Here is a 17,303-nt window from a genome sequence, read left to right on the forward strand (position 1 = left end):
CCGGGGCGGCGCGATCGAAAAGCAGCCTCACGGCCGATGCGTCAGCGACGTCGGCAGCGATTGCCTTGGCGCGTCCGCCGGCCTTTTCAATAGCGACGACGGCGCTCTGCACTTCGGCTTCATTGGAAAGGAAGGGCCCCGCTTCCTCAGCGGCCGCGCTGGTACTGGCCCGGGGTGGCGGCTGTATGGGCGCGGAAGACGTTGGTGAAGTGGCTCTGGTCCGTGTGGCCGGTCTCCACGGCCACCTCGGCGATGGGCATGCCTGCCGCGAGCAGGACGCGCGCCTTGGCCATGCGCAGCTGCACCTGGTAGGCGTGCGGCGGCAAGCCTGTGGCGCGTTTGAACGCCCGCAGCACGGCGAACTCGCTACGCCCCGTGGCCGCTGCCAGATCGGCCAGGCGCACCGGCTCTGCCCAGTGCTCGTGCAACCACTCCCGCGCCAGCCGCACCGTGCGTGGCTCCGGGGCCGCCTCCGCTTCCTCGCCCCTCCGCGGGTCCGCGTGCCTTTCCAGCAGTCTGGCCACGCAGTCGAGCAGCAGCGACTCCTTGGCCAGCGCCGCATCTCCCCTCCGGATCGACTTGTGGAGCGCGCGTAACATCGCCAGCAGCCGCGCGTCGCGCACAACAGGCCTGGCAAAAACCAGCTCGCCGACCACGGACTCCAGGACCGACGCTGCAGCCTCGGCGATCAGGCCGCCGTCCAAATAGAACATGCGGTTGGACCAGGCGCCGTCGCGGGCCGGATTGCAGGCGTGCACCTCCTCCGGATGGATGAGCACGATCTCGCCCTGCTCCAGCCAGTCCGTGCGGCCGCGCAGAAACACCGTGCTCGCGCCCGATTCAACATACCCCACCGAGTACCCGGCGTGGGTGTGCTTGGGATAGGCCACGGTGTGATAGCTGGAAGCGCGGACCTCCAGACCGGGCAGATCCGGATCGCGCAGGAACTCAATCTCCCCGCTCACTGTTGGATAACGCGTGCTCATATGTATGACTCCGGCAACTATAAACTGGTACGCATCTGGCGGCCGTTTACGGCTTTGCCCCCGGCGGCCAGAGGAACACTGTTCCCCTGGACCCCAGACTTGGGTCCAGGGAGTCTTGCTCCCTGGCAGGGTGCCCGAGGGGCAGCGCCCCTCGGCAAACGCCTCCCAGTAAGGGGCCAATGGCCCCGTGCAGGGAGCTGGAGGGGCAGCGTCCCTCCAAGCCCGAATAGTCCAAAGCGCAAGAACGTACAAGACGCGGCCACGCCGCCGGGGTAGCTGGTCTGGAAAACCCTGGAGGAGAATCATGCGGTTATGGCAACGATCGATGATCGCCCTGGCGCGCAGCCGGGCGGTGACCGAATTCATGCACGGCTCGCGGGTCGTGCGGCCCTTTTCACGGCGGTTAGTGGGCGGCGGCAACGCCGCCGAGGCAATAGAGACAGCGCAGGAGCTGGCGCAAAGGAGCATCGCCACCTCGCTCTTTTTTCTGGGCGAGTACGTGGATTCCGAGGAGCTCGTGCGCGAGAACGTAGAGGCGCTGCTGCAGGCTGTACCGGCCATGGCAAAGGCCGGGCTGCCTTTGCACGTGTCCGTGGACCCCACGCAGATCGGCTCCATGCTCTCCTGGTCCCTGTGCCGGGAGAACGCGTTCTGCATTGCGCGGGCCGTGGCCGACGCGGCGGCTGCGCATCCATTGGCACAGGCGCGCACGCCGGGGCCGGCGCTCATGCTGGACATGGAGGACGCGAGTGTAAACCGCGAGACTCTGGCCCTGTACCATGATCTGCGTCAGGAAGGCCTGCCGGCGGCCGTGACCATCCAGTCCTACCTGCACCGCTCAATGGATGACCTCAAGGAGCTTGCGGCAGGCGGCGCCTTTGTCCGGCTGGTGAAAGGCGCATTCGCCGAGTCCCCGGCCATCGCCCACACGGTGCGCAGCGCCCGCGATGCTTCGTACAAGACGGCGGTGAACCTGCTCTTTGCTCCAGAATCGCGCGAGAACGGCGTCTACCCGGCCCTGGGCACGCACGACCACGCCATGATCGCCTACGCGGCGGAGGTGGCTGCGAAAAACGGCTGGCGACGCGACCAGTGGGAAATCGAGATGCTCTACGGCGTGCGGCCCGCGTATCAGCGCCGGCTGGTGGACGAAGGCTTTTGCCTGCGGCTCTACCTGCCATTCGGCAGATCCTGGTGGCCGTACTCCATCCGCCGCATCGGGGAGACGCCGCGCAACCTCGCCTTTGTGCTGCGCGCGGCCGTGGGCGCGGGCCGATAGGGAGGGTCCACTCCACGGTGAACATGGTGGCCGTTCCCCCGCGGCCCAGCGCTCTGCGTCTGCTCGATCCTGGGCGGCGGCACGCCTGCTACCGCCCAAGATTTCTTCAAGATATTTTCAAAAAAGTTTCCAGGTAGTCTCTAGGACCAGTTTTGCAGCTCGATGATGTTGCCTTCCGGGTCTGCGGCGTAAACCATGGTGAGCAGGCCCACGCCGGGCACCTCACGCTCCACCACCTCGCCCACGGCCGTGCCGCCGTGCTCCAGCAGACTCTGAAATGTCGCCCGCACGTCGTCCACGGCAAAGGCGATGTGGCCCAGGCCGATGCGGTTGGCGGCCGGTTCCGGCCGGTCCAGCATCTCCTTGTACGAGAAAATCTCCAGGGTCGGGCCGGTATCGCCGTGGCCGGGCAGGCGCAGATGCTCGCCTTCCAGCACGGCGTTGGTCAGGCCGGTGCCCTGGTCCAGCCAGTCGCCGGACAATGAGCGCTGCGGCGGCACGGGCACGCAGCCGAAAACGTTCTGATAGAAGGCGGACAAGGCGCGCCAATCCTTGCTGACAATATTGGTATGGGCAAAGCGTGTGGGCATGACAGCTCCGAAGCATTGAAAGTTCGCGGCAGGGTCGTGCAAAACAACGTTTTTTGGAGTACGCCATGGCCACAGACTCCGGCAACCCTCTTGCACACCAAGGAGCCGCGCCATGAACTCGATGACTGTGGATGGGGAAACGATTCTGTACAAGGAGGTCGGCGAAGGCCCACCCTTTGTTTTCATCTCCGGCCTGGGCGGCCTTGCCGAGGAGTGGCAGGCCGACATGCTGCACTTTGCCAGCTCCATGCGCTGCCTCTCGCTGGAGCATCCCGGCATCGGCGGAACGCCTTTACCCACAGAACCCTGCGGCGCGATGGAGATGGCCGACCGCATCGCCGCCGGCCTGCGCGCCCTGGATGTGGAGTCCGCCACGGTGCTGGGCATGTCCCTGGGCGGAGCCGTGGCCCAAGAGCTGGCCCTGCGCCATCCGGATCTCGTGGGCAGACTGGTGCTCACCAGCGCATTCGCCCGGCTGGATACCCGCTCCAAGCGCGCCATCTCCACCCTGGTAAAGCTCATGGAGTGCGGCGACCTTCGAACCGCCATCCGCATGTTCTACTGGGTCGGGTTCGGCGCCACGTTTTACGACAAGAACCTGCCTGCTCTGGACGCGGCCGTGGACGAGTACGTGGCCGATCCCATCGACTACGCCGTGTTCGAGTACCAGCTGGACGCCTGCCTGACCCACGATGCGATGGACCGGCTGGGCCGGATCGCCTGCCCGACCCTGGTGACGCACGGCGCGGCCGATCTGCTGGTGCGGCCGTATCTGGCTCAGGAGCTGGCGGACGGCATACCGGACGCACGGCTGGTGCTGCTGGAGGACGGCGGCCACAGCTGCAACTGGGAGCAGCCGGAGCGCTTCCACAGCGAGGTGGACGCGTTCATCGCCGCAACCAGCTAGACCGCCGGCCCCATCCCAAACAAAATGCCGGTCCTCGCGTGGAGGACCGGCTTCCTTTCTTTTCAAAGCAATTGCGCTACTCGGCGCTCAGGTCCACGATGTAGAGGGTATTGCCGTCGATGGTGCCGGCGTCGAGGTACTTCTGGTGCAGCTTGCCATCCGTGGCCCAGAGAGCAAAGTCGTCATCGTTGAGCACGCCCAGGGTGTGGTCGTTGATGACCCAGAGCCCTTCCATCTTGTCGTGCGGATAGCCTACGGTCTTGACCATATCCACAACCAGGGACTTCTGCACCGGCTCGATGCCTTTGGCGGCCAGAGCGTCCCAGCCGCCGTCCTTCACCGCCTGCTCCACGGTCTTGCCGTCAATGAGCAGGCCCAGCGTCTCGTCCTGGATGGTCCCCGCCGCGGTAACGGCTTCGAGGTTCGTGCCCGTGCTCAGGTCGATTCTGTAGATGTGCTTCTGCGCATCGGGCTTCTGCAGGGCGAAACCGCCGTCGCGCTCGTCCACGATGAATACGGTGTCGGACAGGGCCACAATCTCGGAGTTGGAGTTGGCCGGCTTCTCCTGCTTGTAGAGGTACTGCGCGATAGCCCCGCTTTTCAGGTTCACGGTAACGATGCGCGTGACGTCCTGCTTCTGCAGGTCCTTGCTGGGGTTGCGCATGGTGGACTGCATGATGCCCACCAACGTCGTCTCATCCGGAGTGACTGCGAGGCCTTCCATGCCGCGGTTGGGCCGGCGGTTGGCAAACTCGGCCGGAAGGTTGATCCTGGTGCGTGTGTCGTTGGAGAACGGATTGATGCGGCCTATCTCCCTGCCCTCGGCGTCGAAGTGGACAATGTGCGGGCCATACTCGTCGCTGACCCAGAAGGTGCCGTCGGACAAGGCCACGAGACCCTCGCCGTCCAGGCCAAAATCATCCAGCCGCAGCGGGTTGTAGTCCGTACTGGCAGCGTCGTCGTTGAAGGGCTTGGAGCTGTCCGCCAGGATCGGATTGCCTTCGGCGTCGTATGGCGTCTCGCCGGTACCGCCCAGGTCCGAGGAGTTGGGCAGGCCGCTGATGGGTGTGCCGTCCGGCCGGCGCAGCAGGATGGTCTTGATCAGCGACACGGAGCCGTCCTCGCGGAGCTCGAACCGACCGATGCGCGGGGTGTACTCGGGCGTGGGAAAGACCTTGCCGTTGCCGTACTTGCCCTTGTACGAGGCGTTGGGGCCGCGGTCCGTGAGGGCGTAGAACTGGTTGGCCACGGTGGGATGCGCCGTCATGGAGGAGCCGAACCCGCCGTTGCGGATCTCGAAGGTCTGGCCCGGCTTCTGCGTATCGGGCAGGTCGTCCCGCAGTACGGTATACGGCAGCAGAACACCTTCCTTGGGCACGTTTTTCAGCGCTTTTTCGAGAACGTCCGTGTTCTGCTTGCCGCCGGCAAAGGCCGGCATGCAGGCGATAGATAGCGCGCACAGGCACGATACGCCGGCAATTGCACAGATCGACAGCTTCCTTCCCCAGTCCACATTCGACTCCTTCGTTGCGTGTTTGGCGACGGTCGGCACTTCCTATTCAGAAAGTGAGAATCCTGAATACTTCCGTCACCACGAACACAATCGTGTGCCGATACTGTGAAAAAACCATCACGACACAGGCGCAGCAAAGGTATGGATTGGGGAAAGCTCAGCTCCGGCCGTGCTCCATGAAGAAGGTGAACAGCACCTCGGTAGCGTTGAGGGCCTTGGACGGCGTATCCCCCCGGCGCGAGCCCTTCTGCCCGCCCGGCCAGGCGTGCCCGCCTTTCTGCACGAGGTACTGGACAACGTCGCGGCCCTGCGGGCAGGCATAGGTGCGGACCAGTACCGCGCCGCCCGCCGTGGCGCTGTCCGTGGCCTGGCCGCAGCCGTTGGCCCGGGCCCAGAACTCGCCCTGGTAGGCTGCCGGCTTGAGCGGCGTCCCGTCCCAGGCGTCGGGGAAGCGGCCGCCGGTCTGACCGCCATGGAGCGGGATGGATTTGTCCCGAGCGCCGTTGACGATCATGGCACTCACCGGGTGCGGCGGTATGGGTTCATCCCCGAACAGCCCGCCCACCACCGGCCCGATGGCCGCAATCTTGCCTGAAAGCTCGATACCCAGGCGGTGGGTCATCATCGCGCCGTTGGACATGCCGGTGACGTAGATGCGCCTGGGATCGGCATGGTTCTCGGCCACGAGCCTGTCGATGAGCGCGCTGATGAAGCCCACGTCGTCCACATCCTGCTTCATGGCGTAACCGCAGCAGTGGCGGGCGTTCCACGTCTTCAGCCCCCGCATCCGGGAAAAACGGCTGGTGCCCTCCGGGTAGACCACGATGCAGCCGTGCGGCACGGCCAGCTCCGTAAAGCCGGTCATGCGCTCGGCGCTCTCGGCATTGCCGCCCCCACCGTGCAGCACGATGATGGCCGGGACCTTCAGATCCAGGGCGGCAATCTGCGGCTCCCGGATGATGTACCGGCGCTCGACTCCGTTGTGGATGAGGGTCCCTTCACCGGCCATGGCGCTGGTAGCGGACAGCACCGTCAGCATCAGGAAAACCAGAAGAACGCGAGGCATTGTCATGGTGCATCTCCGTGTCTCGTGTGGTGGGCGCGCAGACCCCTTTGGTCTTCCCTTGGGCCTGCGATTCTTCACATATACGCGTCTCCGTGGTTCGTGTCCGCCGATTCAAAAACTTTGCACATTCTCCAACATATCCGTGCAGACGCAAAAAGCCGGCCGCGTCTGGGACACGGCCGACTCTATGTCTAACAATTTAGACGCCAGAATCGGGATAGCTACACGGTCCGATCCGGATGGATGATCACCAACTTGGTGTCGTCCTCCAGGATGTCGAGCTGGTGCACCGTGCCGGGGGGCAGCTCGATGAGCGCCGGGGCAACGTGCTTCTGCGGCGTTTCCTCGTCGCTGCGCTCCAGGATGATGGCGCCGGTCACGACCACGATGTACTCCAGGTAGTCGTGCGGTTCCTTGGGCGACATATCCTCGCTGCCGGCAAGGACCACTTCCACCTCGAACTCGTTGCCTGCGCCGATGAACAGGCGCGTGATGTCGGGCACATGGGGACTCTCAGACATGGCTACCTCCTTGCGACGCCGCTCCGGCGTCACTCCGGGTTGGACTGTGCAGGTGTGCGAAACGATATGACAAAGGCCGCGACCATTGCCGCGGTAATTCCCAGAGCGCACAGGTGGAAGGACTGTCGGGGCGACGCCGTCCCCATGATCGCGCCCAGGCCATCCAGCACCAGGGGCGAGATGAACTGCCCAAGGAACAGGCAGCTGCTCGCCACGGCCATGGCCAGCACGGTGCGATGGCGCGGCACAGCGCCGGTGATGGACACCAGGATGAGCGGGAAGAGCGAGCCGTAGCTGAAGCCGATCAAGACCACGCCGGCCACCACGGGCGCCAGGCTCGCCGCTGCGCTGAGCAGCCAGAAGCCGCCGGCCATGCACGCGAGCATGGCCGTGACCATCCACCTGCCGACAAGGCCATGGACCCGAGAGAGCACGAGGCCCGCCACGAAGCCGGACGCCGTGATCAGGGCGATGACCATGCCGGAAAGCCTGGCCTCGCCGATGTGGTTGGCCTGGAGGAAAAGCGCCATGTTGGTGGGGATGCTGTAGAACACGAGCATCAGCAGCAACACGGCCGCGCCGTTCAGGTACACGGCCAGGGGCAGGTTCTTGAAGCCGCCGCCGGGCCGGCCGTCGCTCTTGGGCTCCGGCAGGAGGAAGAAGACGAGCAGCCCCGTGCCCAGGGCGAAGCCGTAGACACCAAAGGAGTAGCGCCAGGAGAGCGAAGCCAGCCAGCCGGACAGGACCATGGCGACGATGCCGCCCAGGTTGGACGAGGCCGAGAGCTGGCCCATGGTGCGGATGCGCTCCTCGCCCTCATAGAAGTCGCCCACCAGGGCCGTGGAGATGGGCATGATCAGGCCCACGCCCATGCCGAGTACCACCCGCGTGCCGAGCAGCGTCCATATGGAGGAGGCCAGACCACCGCCCATGCCACCCACCAGGTAGACCGCCAGCCCCAGGAGCAGGGTCCGCCGCTTGCCCCAGCGGTCGCAGATGCGGCCGGAGATGAAGTTGAACGGAATGATCATGACCGAGGCCAGGGTGAGCACGAGCTTGATCAGCGTCTCGTCCGCCTGGGGAAAGGCCCGGCCGATCTCCCCCAGGGCCGGGGCCACGGCCGCGCCGGACATCACCGTGATCAGCGAGATGGACAGAATGGTTGGTTTGAGCCCCCGCGACATTACGACTCCTCCCTTGCTCCACGCACGTTGGCGTCGGCATTGCGCGCCAGCCGTTGCAACCCGTCAAGCATCGCGACCCTCTCGTCATCGGAAAAACCTGCTGTCAGAATCTCGGTCCAGCGGTTCAGCACGGCCGAAAACTCGTCCTGCACAGTCATGGCCTTGGGCGTAAGGAAGACGCGGTTCACCCGCCTGTCGGCCTGGTCGCGTTCCCGGCGCACGTAGCCCTCGCGCTCCAGCCGTCCCAGGCCGCGGGCCGTGTTGGCCTTGTCGATGCGCGCGCGCTCGGTCAGCTCCTCCTGGCTCAGGCCATCCTCGATGTAGAGCTCGGCCAGCAGCAGGAACTGGCCCGGGCCGATGCCCAGGTGCTCGTACTCCCTGGTCACGTAGGTAATGAAGTCGCGGTGCAGCAAGGATATCCACCGGCCGAAAGATTGCTCGCGTGGTCGATGCGTGGTCATGGTTCTCACCCTATTGGTTGCTGTCGCAACTATAAGACACGATCGTTGCGCACGCAACCATCTGGCTCAATTTTTTGTGTACTGCGATTTTGTCAGCATTGTTGCGGGCCTACCCTGCCACCCAGTCTTCCAGCAGCGGGGGCTTCATAAGCTGCCCGGCCAAGGGACGCCACTCGCACACGGCGGTGAGCTCCACCCCGTGCTGCATGATGGAGGTCGGCCGGTCCGAGGAGACCACCACGGCCACCATGTCCGGGTTCTCGGCCGTGAAGCGCAGGGAGGAGTTGAACCGCGCTCCCCGTGCACGGTTCTCGCCAGGCACGGTGTGACCATCCAGCAGGCAGCCGAAGCCGTGCAGCTTGAGGTCCGCGCCGATGTGCAACGCGCCGTCCACCCGCGCCAGGGACTTGGCAAGGTCCAGGTTGTAGTCCTTCACCAGGTCCAGGGGCACATCCATGTGCTGCCCGGCCAGGGTCAGGGGCTCCACCCCCAGATCGATGACGATGGTGCAGCCGTGCTTGGTGTCCTGCGCGTCGTGCACGATGCTCTGCACGATCTGGAACAGCATGTAGCGCGAGCTCTGGTCCAGGCGGGACTCCAGCAGAATTTCCTCCAGATGCACCAGCTTGGCCCGCCGCGTGGAGGAGGAGAACCGGCCGTCGGCAAAGCTGCAGACCAGCGTGCCGTCCATGTGCAGATAGCCGTACCCGCCGTGGTAGTCCGCCACCAGGGCAGCGCGTGGGATGCGTCCGTTGGAGACGCCCACCACGTTGACCCCGTCCGAGACCAGGTGGCAGGAGAGGTCTTCCGTCACCTGCAGCAGCTTGCGCACGTGCTTGAAGTTGGACATCCGCGGCTGCTCCATGCTGGGAAAGCGCGCCATGAAGTGCGTGGTGCGCACCAGGGAGGGCTCCACGAACACCAGCCGGCCGCGTGGCCATTGCCCTTCCTCCATTGTTTTGGAGATGCCAAGGACCGCATCGAGCGCGGGGTAGATGCGCAGCCGCGTGTCCCAGCCCATGATACGGTTGCGTTCGTCCACGATGAAATCGCGCACGGCGTGGGCCGAGTACTCGCGCACCAGGTAGCCGGAGGTGTCCGGACACATGATGCCGCGCGTGGCAAAGTGCTGCGAGACCAGCCCTACCGCGTGCTCCAGCCAGCGGCGGGTGGGGCCGGCGCAACACAGATCCGGGTGGTGCTCCGTAAACCACATCTGAAAGGCGCAGGACTCAGACCGGCCCGCGTAGGTGATGAGTCCCACGGGATCGAAGTCCGGATCGTTGATCTCTTCCACAAAGCCGGGCTGCAGCGGCCTGCCCACGCCGCGCCATTTTTCGGAGCCCAGGAAGTACTGGCCCAGCTTGGGCTCATGCCCGTCGAGCAGAAACTGGGGATCGCACACCCGCAGCGGATCGTCCTCGCGCACACGGAAGACCACGGCGGCGCGGCTGGGGCCGGAGTAGTGGGAAAGTCCATCCGCCAGCCCGTCCAGGATGTGGTAGAGGATGAGGTTCTCGAAGGAAGAGTGGGGCACGCCCTTACCCCCAGGTCTGGATGTTATCGCCAAAGACACCGGCACGGTATGCAGCTTTGGCGGCCCTGTCCACTTCCGCGCCGTGCCATGGCGAACGTGATCCGCAGCGCCGGGGGATGACAGCGGCCCCGCCGCCGCGTATGAATAGGACCATAGACCAACCGCGCCCGCTGCCCGGAGCGTGGCGGCAATCACTGTTCGAGGAAACCATGCACCTGGACGCCCTCATCCTGCTTCCCGGTCCGGCCGAAGACGAGACCTCGCCTCCCTGGCTGACGCCCATACAGGGCCGCACCCTTCTGGAGGACACGGTCTGGAACCTTTCGAGGCACGGCATCCGCCGGCTCTTTCTGGCGGCCGGCAGCGGGGGAGCGGACCTTACCGCCCATCTTGGCAACCTCTTTCCGGATGTGAATTTCGTGGATCTGGCCGTGGACGGCCTTTCCGCCGCCCTGGACGCGACAAAGGGGCGCATCACCAAGTCCTTTGTGCTTGCGGACGGCCGCGCGCTCTTCGACTGCAACTACCTCGGCCTCGAGCTCCTGCGCAAAGAGCACTGCGCGGCCGCCGTCGTTGCCCTGCCCACGAGCACACCGTCCCACCCGGTCCTGCTGGGCGATGGCGGCATTCCTTCCATATTCGGCGAAGGCGCGCCAGGCCCGGTCGCCATGGACTCCGGCCTCTGCGTGCTGGAGCGCGACGCCGTTGTGGACGATGCACCGGAGACCGTGACGGCGCTGCTCAGAAAGCTTTCTTCCACCGGCAGGCTGCAGGGCGTCGTCCTGCAGGGCTTCCACCTGGACATGCGCCTGCCCGGCGACCTGGCCACGGCCGAAAAACAGCTGGCGCAATGGCGCGTCAAACCAGCCGTTTTCCTGGATCGCGATGGCGTGCTCAACGAGGACCACGGCTACGTGCACACTCCCGAAGATTTTGCCTGGATCACCAACGCGCCCCTGGCCGTGAAGGCGCTCAACGACAGCGGCGTCCTGGTCATCGTGCTCACCAACCAGTCCGGCGTCGCCCGCGGCTACTTCACCGAGGACGAGTTCCGCGAGTTCACCGGCTGGATCGACGCACAGCTCGCCGAGCACGGGGCCCACGTGGACGCCACCTATCACTGCCCGCACCACCCGGAGCACGGCGAACCGCCCTATCGCGCCACGTGCGATTGCCGCAAGCCGTTGCCCGGTCTCATCGACCAGGCCGTGGCCCAGTGGTCCATCGCCTTGAATAAAAGTACGTTGATCGGGGACTCCGACCGTGACCTGGAGGCCGCGGCGGCGCGGGATATCCCAGCGCTGCGCTTCGAAGGTGGCGACCTGCTCAACTTCGTCAGAAAGCACGACCTGGCGTAGCGGCCCCTGTCCAGCTTCTTAGACTGGCGGCGACGCCTGCTCCGCGACCGGCAGCGCCGTCTTTGCCGTTTTTCCGAGCCCCAGCAAACTGACGGCCAGAATCAGCGCGAACGCCAGCACGCCCGCCAGCATCAGCACGAACGTCTCCCAGCCGAAGTGCTCGTACACAAGGCCCGGCGCCGAGGTGCCCAGCGCGCCGCCCACGTAGTAGAAGGAGAGGTACAGCCCGTTCACCACCCCGCGGTGGCTGCCGGCCATGCGCTGCAGCAGGCCCGGCGCCGTGGAGTGCACCTGGAACATGCCGCCGCAGAACACGAACATGGCCGCAAAGGAGAGCCCGGCCCCGGCCACGGCGAACACGGGCGTGACGCACAGGAAGACCGCGAGGCCCAGCAACACCGCGCGCATCTCGTTGCCCAGGGCTCGCACCGTGCGCGGAGCCATCAGCGAGACCACGATGCCCACCAGGTAGCCCGCGTACATGGCGCCGATGCGCAGCTCGGACACGCCGCCGCCAAGCTGACTGAGCCGGAACGGCAGGAAGTTGAGCAGCGAGGCAAAGACGAAGAACACGCAGAACACGATGGCGTAGATCCGCAGGAAACCGGGCAAACGCAACACCTGGAGCAGCGTTCCCGGCTTGATGCGCGTGTAGGCCGCGCTTGTATCGGCGCGCAGGCCCGTTACCAGCAGCGCGCCGCACAGCAGGGTAGCCCCGAGCCCCAGGAAGGCCACCCTCCAGTCCAACAATGTAGACACCGCTCCGGCCATGAACCGGCCGAAGAAGCCGCCGAAAATGGTCGCCGCAATGTAGATGGACATGGATCGCCGGAGCGTCTCGGCCGACGTGTCGCCGGCGCTGGCCACCAGAGTCATGCAGCAGGTGAGCACGGCCGGAGCGCAAAGCCCCTGCACCAGCCGGAAGACCATGAACACTCTGTAGGACTCCGCGGCCGCAAGGCCCAGCGACGAAAACCCGAGCAGCCCCACGGCCACCACCAGCACGCGCTCCGCCGGCACGGACTCCAGCAGCAGGCCGTAGAAGAGCGGCGCCACACCCAGGGGGAGCAGCGTGGCTGTGGTAATGAGCGAGGCGTGCGCCGCGTCTACCTGGAACGCCTTGGCCAAGTGCGCCAGTAGCGGTTGCGGAGCGTAGATGGCGGAGAAGGTGGAAATCGTGACGAAAATGATGATGAGCAGTCTGCTGCGCCGCATAGCATTCCCTCGACACCCGAGCCGGGCGGGCCGGGGCCTGTCGCGCATCCGGTTTAGATCTGGGTTTGGTAACGGGGCGGCATTTTCCGGAGTGCCGATTGACCCTACTCCCAGTCGGCAACACCTGCAATCTCCCCTGTGCAAAAAGCCTTTTCATACCGACATCGTCACAACCGGGACGACGCCGGGCACAAAGCTTCCGGGGGAAGGTGGTCGAAGGAATGAAGCAGGGATCGAGTGCTGTGCAGCTCCCGGCATGTGCGTTGCTGCGGCAGGTTCGTGGAGGCTCAGGACGTTCCGCCGCTTTTCGCGGCCGACTCCTCGTCCTCCTCCCCATCGCCGGACGCCTCGCACACCGCTGCTGCCGCGGCCTCGGCCCGGTCATCGCCGAGCAGCCCGCCGGCCTGCTCCCGCACCTGGAACGTCACGGTCAGCTCCGGCCCGCGCAGGGCTATCTTGGCTTGGCATACGTCCAGCCCGGCGTCGCGCAGGGCGCAGGCCATATCGTAGACCACGCCGTACCGCGCCGGCGCCGTGGCCTCGATGACCGTGTACACTGCGGACAGATCGCGCCGCGGCCTGGCCGAGCACGCAATGTGCGACGGCTCGGCCGGAGCCAGGGGCGAGGCCCGGCGCTCCGCTATGCGGTAGGCCAGGTCAAGCCGGCCGGCCGAGGCTTCACGGATGTGCATGGACAAACGCTTGAAGACCTCTTCGGGGTACAGCGCGTCCGGCAGGCCCCCCACGGTGAAGATGTCCACGGCCGTGCCGTCTCCCAGGGTGAAGACGTCTGCGGCGTGCAGGCTGAGCTGCTGCAGGGCCATGGCTCCGGTGAACGTGGCGAAGAGGCCGGGCGCGTCCCGCGCAAACAATGTCACCTCGTAGAGCCCGGCGCCCATGGCTCGCGTCAGGATGCGGTTCACGCCCAGGCCGCCGCGTCCGGAGGGCTTGCGCCGGATGTCTTCCTCCTGGTCGGCTATGAGCCTGCCGATCTCCTCCATGTGCGTAACGATCTCGGACGCATCCCGCGTGAGCAGATATCGCGGCGGCAGTTTGTCCAGCCAGCGCTCCACCTCCGCCGCTTCGAAGCGGCCCCGCGCCTGCCGGCGGACCCTGTCGCGCGCGTTCATCAGTGCCTGGGCGGCATGCGGCGCTGCCAGCGGCCCTACGGCCAGCATGTGGTCCACCTTTTCCACCAGCTCGCACAAAAGGCGCGCCAGCCAGGCGTTCCAGGCGGTGGGGCCCGTGGCCCGGGCGTCGGCAATGGTCAGCAGGGTCAGAGCGGCGAGCCGTTCGCGGCTCTCCACGATGCCGGCGACCTTGGCGATGACCGACTCTTCGGAGAGGTCCTCCTTGAGCGCCGTGAGCGAGAGCAGCAGATGGTTGGCCACCAGAAAGCCCACGCGTTCGATCTCGCCGTAGGGCGCACCCTGGCGCGTCAGCACCCTGGCCACGATGTGTTCCCCGGCAGCCTCGTGGTCGGCCTGCGGCTTGCCCACGTCGTGGAACAACGAGGCGGAGACCAGCTCCTCGGCGCTGCACATCTCCAGCGCCCTGGCCGACAGCTCCGCCAGCCACCGGCCGGAAGCGCCCTCAACCGGAGGCTCATCATCAGCCTCGACCCGCAGCAGATCGCGCATGGTCCGCACCGTCTCCAGGGCGTGGCGTCCCTGTGTGTGCACATGAAAACCGTCGTACTGCACGAGGTTCTGCATGCACCCGAACTCCGGATAAACCGCCGTAAGGAAGCCGGTTTCCAGACACTCCTGGGCAAAGAGCAGGCCGTGCTTTTCCAGCAGCATGCGCGGAATCCGCTCGGCCGCATCCCAGAGCTGGGCGTTTTTAGGCTGCATGGCGGCCAGCGCGCGCCGGACTGCCCGGCGGCCCGCCAGCCCCAGGGGTACGCCGCTGCGCACCACCTCGGACAGCATGTCCCAGGCCGAATCGCACGACGGCAGCGCAGGCAGTGGATCACCATCCCAGGCGCGCCAGAACTGCGCCCAGCCGGCCCGAACCACGTACGCCGCCGCATGGACCATGTGGATGAATTCTTCCCCGGCCACGGCCTGGTCTTCGGTTTCGATGCCGCAGCTTCGTGCATAGTCGGGCGCTTCCTCCAGAATGATCCGGTTGCGCTTGCCGCGGGTGCGGCGCTGCACGGCGCAGCGCGCCCGGAGCAATGCCTTTCGCGCCTCGTCCAGCTCGGCCAGGTCGGCGTCGCTGAACAGCGAGACCGCGACAGTGCCCGCGACGGCGGCTCCGACCGAGTCGCCATTGGCCCAGGCATGCAGCGAATCGAGCCAAACCATGGTCTGGAGGTCGCGCAGTCCGCCCCGGCCGTGCTTGAGCTCCGGCTCCAGCAGCGCCGCCACATCGCCGTACTCGTCCGCACGAATGGCCGCGGCTTCCCGCAAGGCGGCGGCCAGACCGCCGCGGCGGCGCGCCATGTCCGCGCCGAGCTCCTTCTTCAATCTGTCGAAAAGCGCCCTGCCGCCGGCGATAAACCGCGCATCCATGTGGGCCATGGCCGCGGGCAGGTCCTCCTGTGCGAGATCCACGCACTGCCGCACGGTGCGCACGCCGTGGCCGACATCGAACCCGGCGTCCCACAGCGGCAGCAGAATGTAGCCGGCGATGCGCTCCACCTCTTCGGCCTCGCGGTAGAGCTCGTCATCCACAAGCAGCAGGATGTCCACGTCCGAGTGCGGGCAGAGCTCTTTGCGACCGTAGCCGCCCAGGGCGACCACCGCCACGTGCGCCGGAGGCCCTTCAACGTCCAGAAAATTGGACTTCTCTGTGGAATCGTCCCCGCCGGAAACAGAACGCTGCGCCTTGGCGGACGGTTCTGAGACCGCCTCGCCAAGACGCAGCGCAAGATAGAGATCCATGGCGCGAGCCGCCGCCAGCCAGGGGGTTCCCGCTTGCCCCGGTTCGTCTGCGGCTTCCCGGCGCACCGCCTCCAGGGCGTGGCTCGCATCCATGGTCATGGATGGTTGCTAGATGGCGGACTCGCCCGTCTCGCCGGTGCGGATGCGCACCACCTCTTCGATGGGCGAGACAAAGATCTTGCCGTCGCCGACCTTGCCCGTGCGCGCCACCTTCTGTACTTCTTCCAGCACGCCGCGCACCAGATCGTCCTCAACAACGACCTCGATGCGCACCTTGGGAACGAAGTCCACCTGGTACTCGGCACCGCGGTAGACCTCCTTGTGGCCGCGCTGGCGGCCGAATCCCTTGATCTCGCTGACCGAAAGGCCCTTGATGCCCAGCTTGGTCAGCGCGTCCTTCACCTCGTCGAGCTTGTGCGGCCTCGTGATGATCTCAATCTTTTTCATGGCGTAATCGCTCCTTGGCTTACAGCTGGTATCCTGTCTCGCTGTGCTCGCTCACGTCAAGGCCGGATTCCTCGGACTCGGGGTCGACGCGCAGGCCGATGATCGCATCCACGATCTTGAAGAGCGCGTAGCTCATGATGAAGCAGAAGAGCCAGGTGGCCACAATGGACACGACCTGAATCCAGAGCTGGGCAGGGTTGCCGAAGAACAGGCCCTCGGCCCCCACGGAGGCGAACAGACCGGTGGCGAAGGCGCCCCAGGTTCCGCCGATGCCGTGGATGCCGACCACGTCCAGGGAATCGTCATACCCCAATTTGGACTTGAGCAGAACGCCCAGGTAGCAGATGACGCCCGCGGCCAGGCCGATGATGATAGCGCTCATGGGGCCTACGAAGCCGGCGGCCGGGGTGATGGCCACCAGGCCGGCCAGCACGCCGGATGCGGCGCCCAGGGTGGTGGGCTTGCCATGGTGCATCCACTCCACCACGATCCAGCTCAGGGCCGCGGCTGCCGCAGCCATGTGCGTGGCCACGAAGGCGCTGGCGGCCAGACCGTCGGCGGCCAGAGCGCTACCCGCGTTGAAGCCGAACCAGCCGAACCAGAGGATAGCCGCGCCGGTGACGGTCATGGGCAGGTTGTGGGGAATGATGGGCTCCTTGCCGTAGCCTTTCCGCGGTCCAAGGCACAGAGCCGCGGCAAGGGCCGCCGCACCGGAGCTCATGTGCACCACGGCGCCGCCGGCAAAGTCGAGCGCGCCCATCTCGCCCATCCAGCCGCCGCCCCAGACCCAGTGCGCCATGGGGCAGTATACCAGAATGACCCAGAGGATGGCGAAGACCATGAACGCGCCGAACTTCATACGCTCGGCAAAGGCGCCGGTGATGAGCGCGGGCGTGATAACCGCGAACATGCACTGGAAGATCATGAAGGTCATGTGGGGCAGATTGCTTGCCGGTGAGTTGACCACGTCCATGCCGACGCCGTTGAGGAAGGAGAAGTTCAACCCTCCGATGACGCCGCCGATGTCCGTGCCAAAGGCGAGCGAGTAGCCCACCACGGCCCAGATCACGGAGACCAGGCCGAGCATGATGAAAGACTGCATGATGGTTCCGAGGACGTTCTTGCTGCGAACGAGTCCGGCGTAGAACAAGGCAAGGCCTGGCGTCATGAACATGACGAGGGCCGCGCTCACCAGGATGAAGGCATTGTCGGCTGCATTCATCGCGTGCTCCCTCCCTTGGGTTTAAGTTTCCGGTGGTGGTACAATTTTGTATGTCAGTTGTCTACATTTTTGAAATGTTATTCATAATATGGTTAAATAGTTAATGTATCACCGTGCTGATTGTTACAT

15 protein-coding genes are annotated in these 17,303 nt (G+C 65.6%); 3 read left to right on the top strand and 12 right to left on the bottom strand.

The window, feature by feature from the left end:
• Positions 1-146: 146 nt before the first annotated feature.
• Entirely contained in the window at positions 147-986 is an 840-nt protein-coding gene (locus E8L03_RS13350; RefSeq protein ID WP_171267619.1) for an AraC family transcriptional regulator, read from the bottom strand.
• A 304-nt stretch (positions 987-1,290) separates the two neighbouring features.
• Here E8L03_RS13350 and E8L03_RS13355 point away from each other — a divergent pair, with 304 nt between their 5' ends.
• Positions 1,291-2,265, top strand: a complete 975-nt coding sequence (locus E8L03_RS13355) for a proline dehydrogenase family protein (protein ID WP_171267620.1) — start codon at positions 1,291-1,293, stop codon at positions 2,263-2,265.
• A gap of 140 nt (positions 2,266-2,405) precedes the next feature.
• On the opposite strand, the gene E8L03_RS13360 is transcribed toward E8L03_RS13355, so the two are convergent.
• Positions 2,406-2,855 (bottom strand): VOC family protein, encoded by a 450-nt coding sequence (locus E8L03_RS13360; protein WP_171267621.1) that lies wholly within the window; start codon positions 2,853-2,855, stop codon positions 2,406-2,408.
• A 112-nt stretch (positions 2,856-2,967) separates the two neighbouring features.
• On the opposite strand from E8L03_RS13360, the gene E8L03_RS13365 reads away from it, so the two are divergent.
• Positions 2,968-3,762, top strand: a complete 795-nt coding sequence (locus E8L03_RS13365; RefSeq protein ID WP_171267622.1) for an alpha/beta fold hydrolase — start codon at positions 2,968-2,970, stop codon at positions 3,760-3,762.
• A 76-nt stretch (positions 3,763-3,838) separates the two neighbouring features.
• On the opposite strand, the gene E8L03_RS13370 is transcribed toward E8L03_RS13365, so the two are convergent.
• The 6 genes from E8L03_RS13370 to E8L03_RS13395 all read right to left on the bottom strand — a co-directional run bounded on the left by E8L03_RS13370 (position 3,839) and on the right by E8L03_RS13395 (position 10,044).
• The gene (locus tag E8L03_RS13370) at positions 3,839-5,275 is read right to left on the bottom strand and encodes an esterase-like activity of phytase family protein (RefSeq protein ID WP_216367906.1); all 1,437 of its coding nucleotides are present in this window, start codon (positions 5,273-5,275) and stop codon (positions 3,839-3,841) included.
• A gap of 157 nt (positions 5,276-5,432) precedes the next feature.
• Positions 5,433-6,347 (bottom strand): CE1 family esterase, encoded by a 915-nt coding sequence (locus E8L03_RS13375; protein WP_171267623.1) that lies wholly within the window; start codon positions 6,345-6,347, stop codon positions 5,433-5,435.
• A gap of 215 nt (positions 6,348-6,562) precedes the next feature.
• Positions 6,563-6,862, bottom strand: coding sequence for a hypothetical protein (locus E8L03_RS13380; RefSeq protein ID WP_171267624.1), 300 nt, complete (start codon positions 6,860-6,862; stop codon positions 6,563-6,565).
• Between the two features lie 29 nt (positions 6,863-6,891).
• The gene (locus tag E8L03_RS13385) at positions 6,892-8,046 is read right to left on the bottom strand and encodes an MFS transporter (RefSeq protein WP_171267625.1); all 1,155 of its coding nucleotides are present in this window, start codon (positions 8,044-8,046) and stop codon (positions 6,892-6,894) included.
• Positions 8,046-8,507 (bottom strand): MarR family winged helix-turn-helix transcriptional regulator, encoded by a 462-nt coding sequence (locus tag E8L03_RS13390; protein WP_144234360.1) that lies wholly within the window; start codon positions 8,505-8,507, stop codon positions 8,046-8,048. The genes E8L03_RS13385 and E8L03_RS13390 overlap by 1 nt, the downstream gene beginning before the upstream one ends.
• 109 nt (positions 8,508-8,616) lie before the next feature.
• Positions 8,617-10,044 carry a DNA integrity scanning protein DisA nucleotide-binding domain protein gene (locus tag E8L03_RS13395; RefSeq protein WP_144234359.1) on the bottom strand — a complete coding sequence of 476 codons (1,428 nt, stop codon included), beginning with the start codon at positions 10,042-10,044 and terminating at the stop codon, positions 8,617-8,619.
• Between the two features lie 140 nt (positions 10,045-10,184).
• Here E8L03_RS13395 and E8L03_RS13400 point away from each other — a divergent pair, with 140 nt between their 5' ends.
• Positions 10,185-11,402 carry an HAD family hydrolase gene (locus E8L03_RS13400; RefSeq protein ID WP_171267626.1) on the top strand — a complete coding sequence of 406 codons (1,218 nt, stop codon included), beginning with the start codon at positions 10,185-10,187 and terminating at the stop codon, positions 11,400-11,402.
• An 18-nt stretch (positions 11,403-11,420) separates the two neighbouring features.
• On the opposite strand, the gene E8L03_RS13405 is transcribed toward E8L03_RS13400, so the two are convergent.
• The 4 genes from E8L03_RS13405 to E8L03_RS13420 all read right to left on the bottom strand — a co-directional run bounded on the left by E8L03_RS13405 (position 11,421) and on the right by E8L03_RS13420 (position 17,174).
• Positions 11,421-12,617, bottom strand: a complete 1,197-nt coding sequence (locus E8L03_RS13405; protein ID WP_171267627.1) for an MFS transporter — start codon at positions 12,615-12,617, stop codon at positions 11,421-11,423.
• 287 nt (positions 12,618-12,904) lie between these two features.
• Positions 12,905-15,604 (bottom strand): [protein-PII] uridylyltransferase family protein, encoded by a 2,700-nt coding sequence (locus E8L03_RS13410; RefSeq protein ID WP_171267628.1) that lies wholly within the window; start codon positions 15,602-15,604, stop codon positions 12,905-12,907.
• A 9-nt stretch (positions 15,605-15,613) separates the two neighbouring features.
• Positions 15,614-15,952 carry a P-II family nitrogen regulator gene (locus tag E8L03_RS13415; RefSeq protein WP_144234355.1) on the bottom strand — a complete coding sequence of 113 codons (339 nt, stop codon included), beginning with the start codon at positions 15,950-15,952 and terminating at the stop codon, positions 15,614-15,616.
• A gap of 19 nt (positions 15,953-15,971) precedes the next feature.
• The gene (locus tag E8L03_RS13420; RefSeq protein WP_144234354.1) at positions 15,972-17,174 is read right to left on the bottom strand and encodes an ammonium transporter; all 1,203 of its coding nucleotides are present in this window, start codon (positions 17,172-17,174) and stop codon (positions 15,972-15,974) included.
• Between the last annotated feature and the right edge of the window lie 129 nt (positions 17,175-17,303).

The organism is Oceanidesulfovibrio marinus, from assembly GCF_013085545.1.
In the GTDB taxonomy this organism is placed as follows: domain Bacteria; phylum Desulfobacterota; class Desulfovibrionia; order Desulfovibrionales; family Desulfovibrionaceae; genus Oceanidesulfovibrio; species Oceanidesulfovibrio marinus.

What these genes read in the sequence shown, in the direction of transcription:
- E8L03_RS13350 (WP_171267619.1), bottom strand. Translation starts at nt 986, where the DNA reads ATGAGCACGCGTTATCCAACAGTGAGCGGGGAGATTGAGTTCCTGCGC.
- E8L03_RS13355 (WP_171267620.1), top strand. Translation starts at nt 1,291, where the DNA reads ATGCGGTTATGGCAACGATCGATGATCGCCCTGGCGCGCAGCCGGGCG.
- E8L03_RS13360 (WP_171267621.1), bottom strand. Translation starts at nt 2,855, where the DNA reads ATGCCCACACGCTTTGCCCATACCAATATTGTCAGCAAGGATTGGCGC.
- E8L03_RS13365 (WP_171267622.1), top strand. Translation starts at nt 2,968, where the DNA reads ATGAACTCGATGACTGTGGATGGGGAAACGATTCTGTACAAGGAGGTC.
- E8L03_RS13375 (WP_171267623.1), bottom strand. Translation starts at nt 6,347, where the DNA reads ATGACAATGCCTCGCGTTCTTCTGGTTTTCCTGATGCTGACGGTGCTG.
- E8L03_RS13380 (WP_171267624.1), bottom strand. Translation starts at nt 6,862, where the DNA reads ATGTCTGAGAGTCCCCATGTGCCCGACATCACGCGCCTGTTCATCGGC.
- E8L03_RS13385 (WP_171267625.1), bottom strand. Translation starts at nt 8,046, where the DNA reads ATGTCGCGGGGGCTCAAACCAACCATTCTGTCCATCTCGCTGATCACG.
- E8L03_RS13390 (WP_144234360.1), bottom strand. Translation starts at nt 8,507, where the DNA reads ATGACCACGCATCGACCACGCGAGCAATCTTTCGGCCGGTGGATATCC.
- E8L03_RS13400 (WP_171267626.1), top strand. Translation starts at nt 10,185, where the DNA reads ATGAATAGGACCATAGACCAACCGCGCCCGCTGCCCGGAGCGTGGCGG.
- E8L03_RS13405 (WP_171267627.1), bottom strand. Translation starts at nt 12,617, where the DNA reads ATGCGGCGCAGCAGACTGCTCATCATCATTTTCGTCACGATTTCCACC.
- E8L03_RS13410 (WP_171267628.1), bottom strand. Translation starts at nt 15,604, where the DNA reads ATGACCATGGATGCGAGCCACGCCCTGGAGGCGGTGCGCCGGGAAGCC.
- E8L03_RS13415 (WP_144234355.1), bottom strand. Translation starts at nt 15,952, where the DNA reads ATGAAAAAGATTGAGATCATCACGAGGCCGCACAAGCTCGACGAGGTG.
- E8L03_RS13420 (WP_144234354.1), bottom strand. Translation starts at nt 17,174, where the DNA reads ATGAATGCAGCCGACAATGCCTTCATCCTGGTGAGCGCGGCCCTCGTC.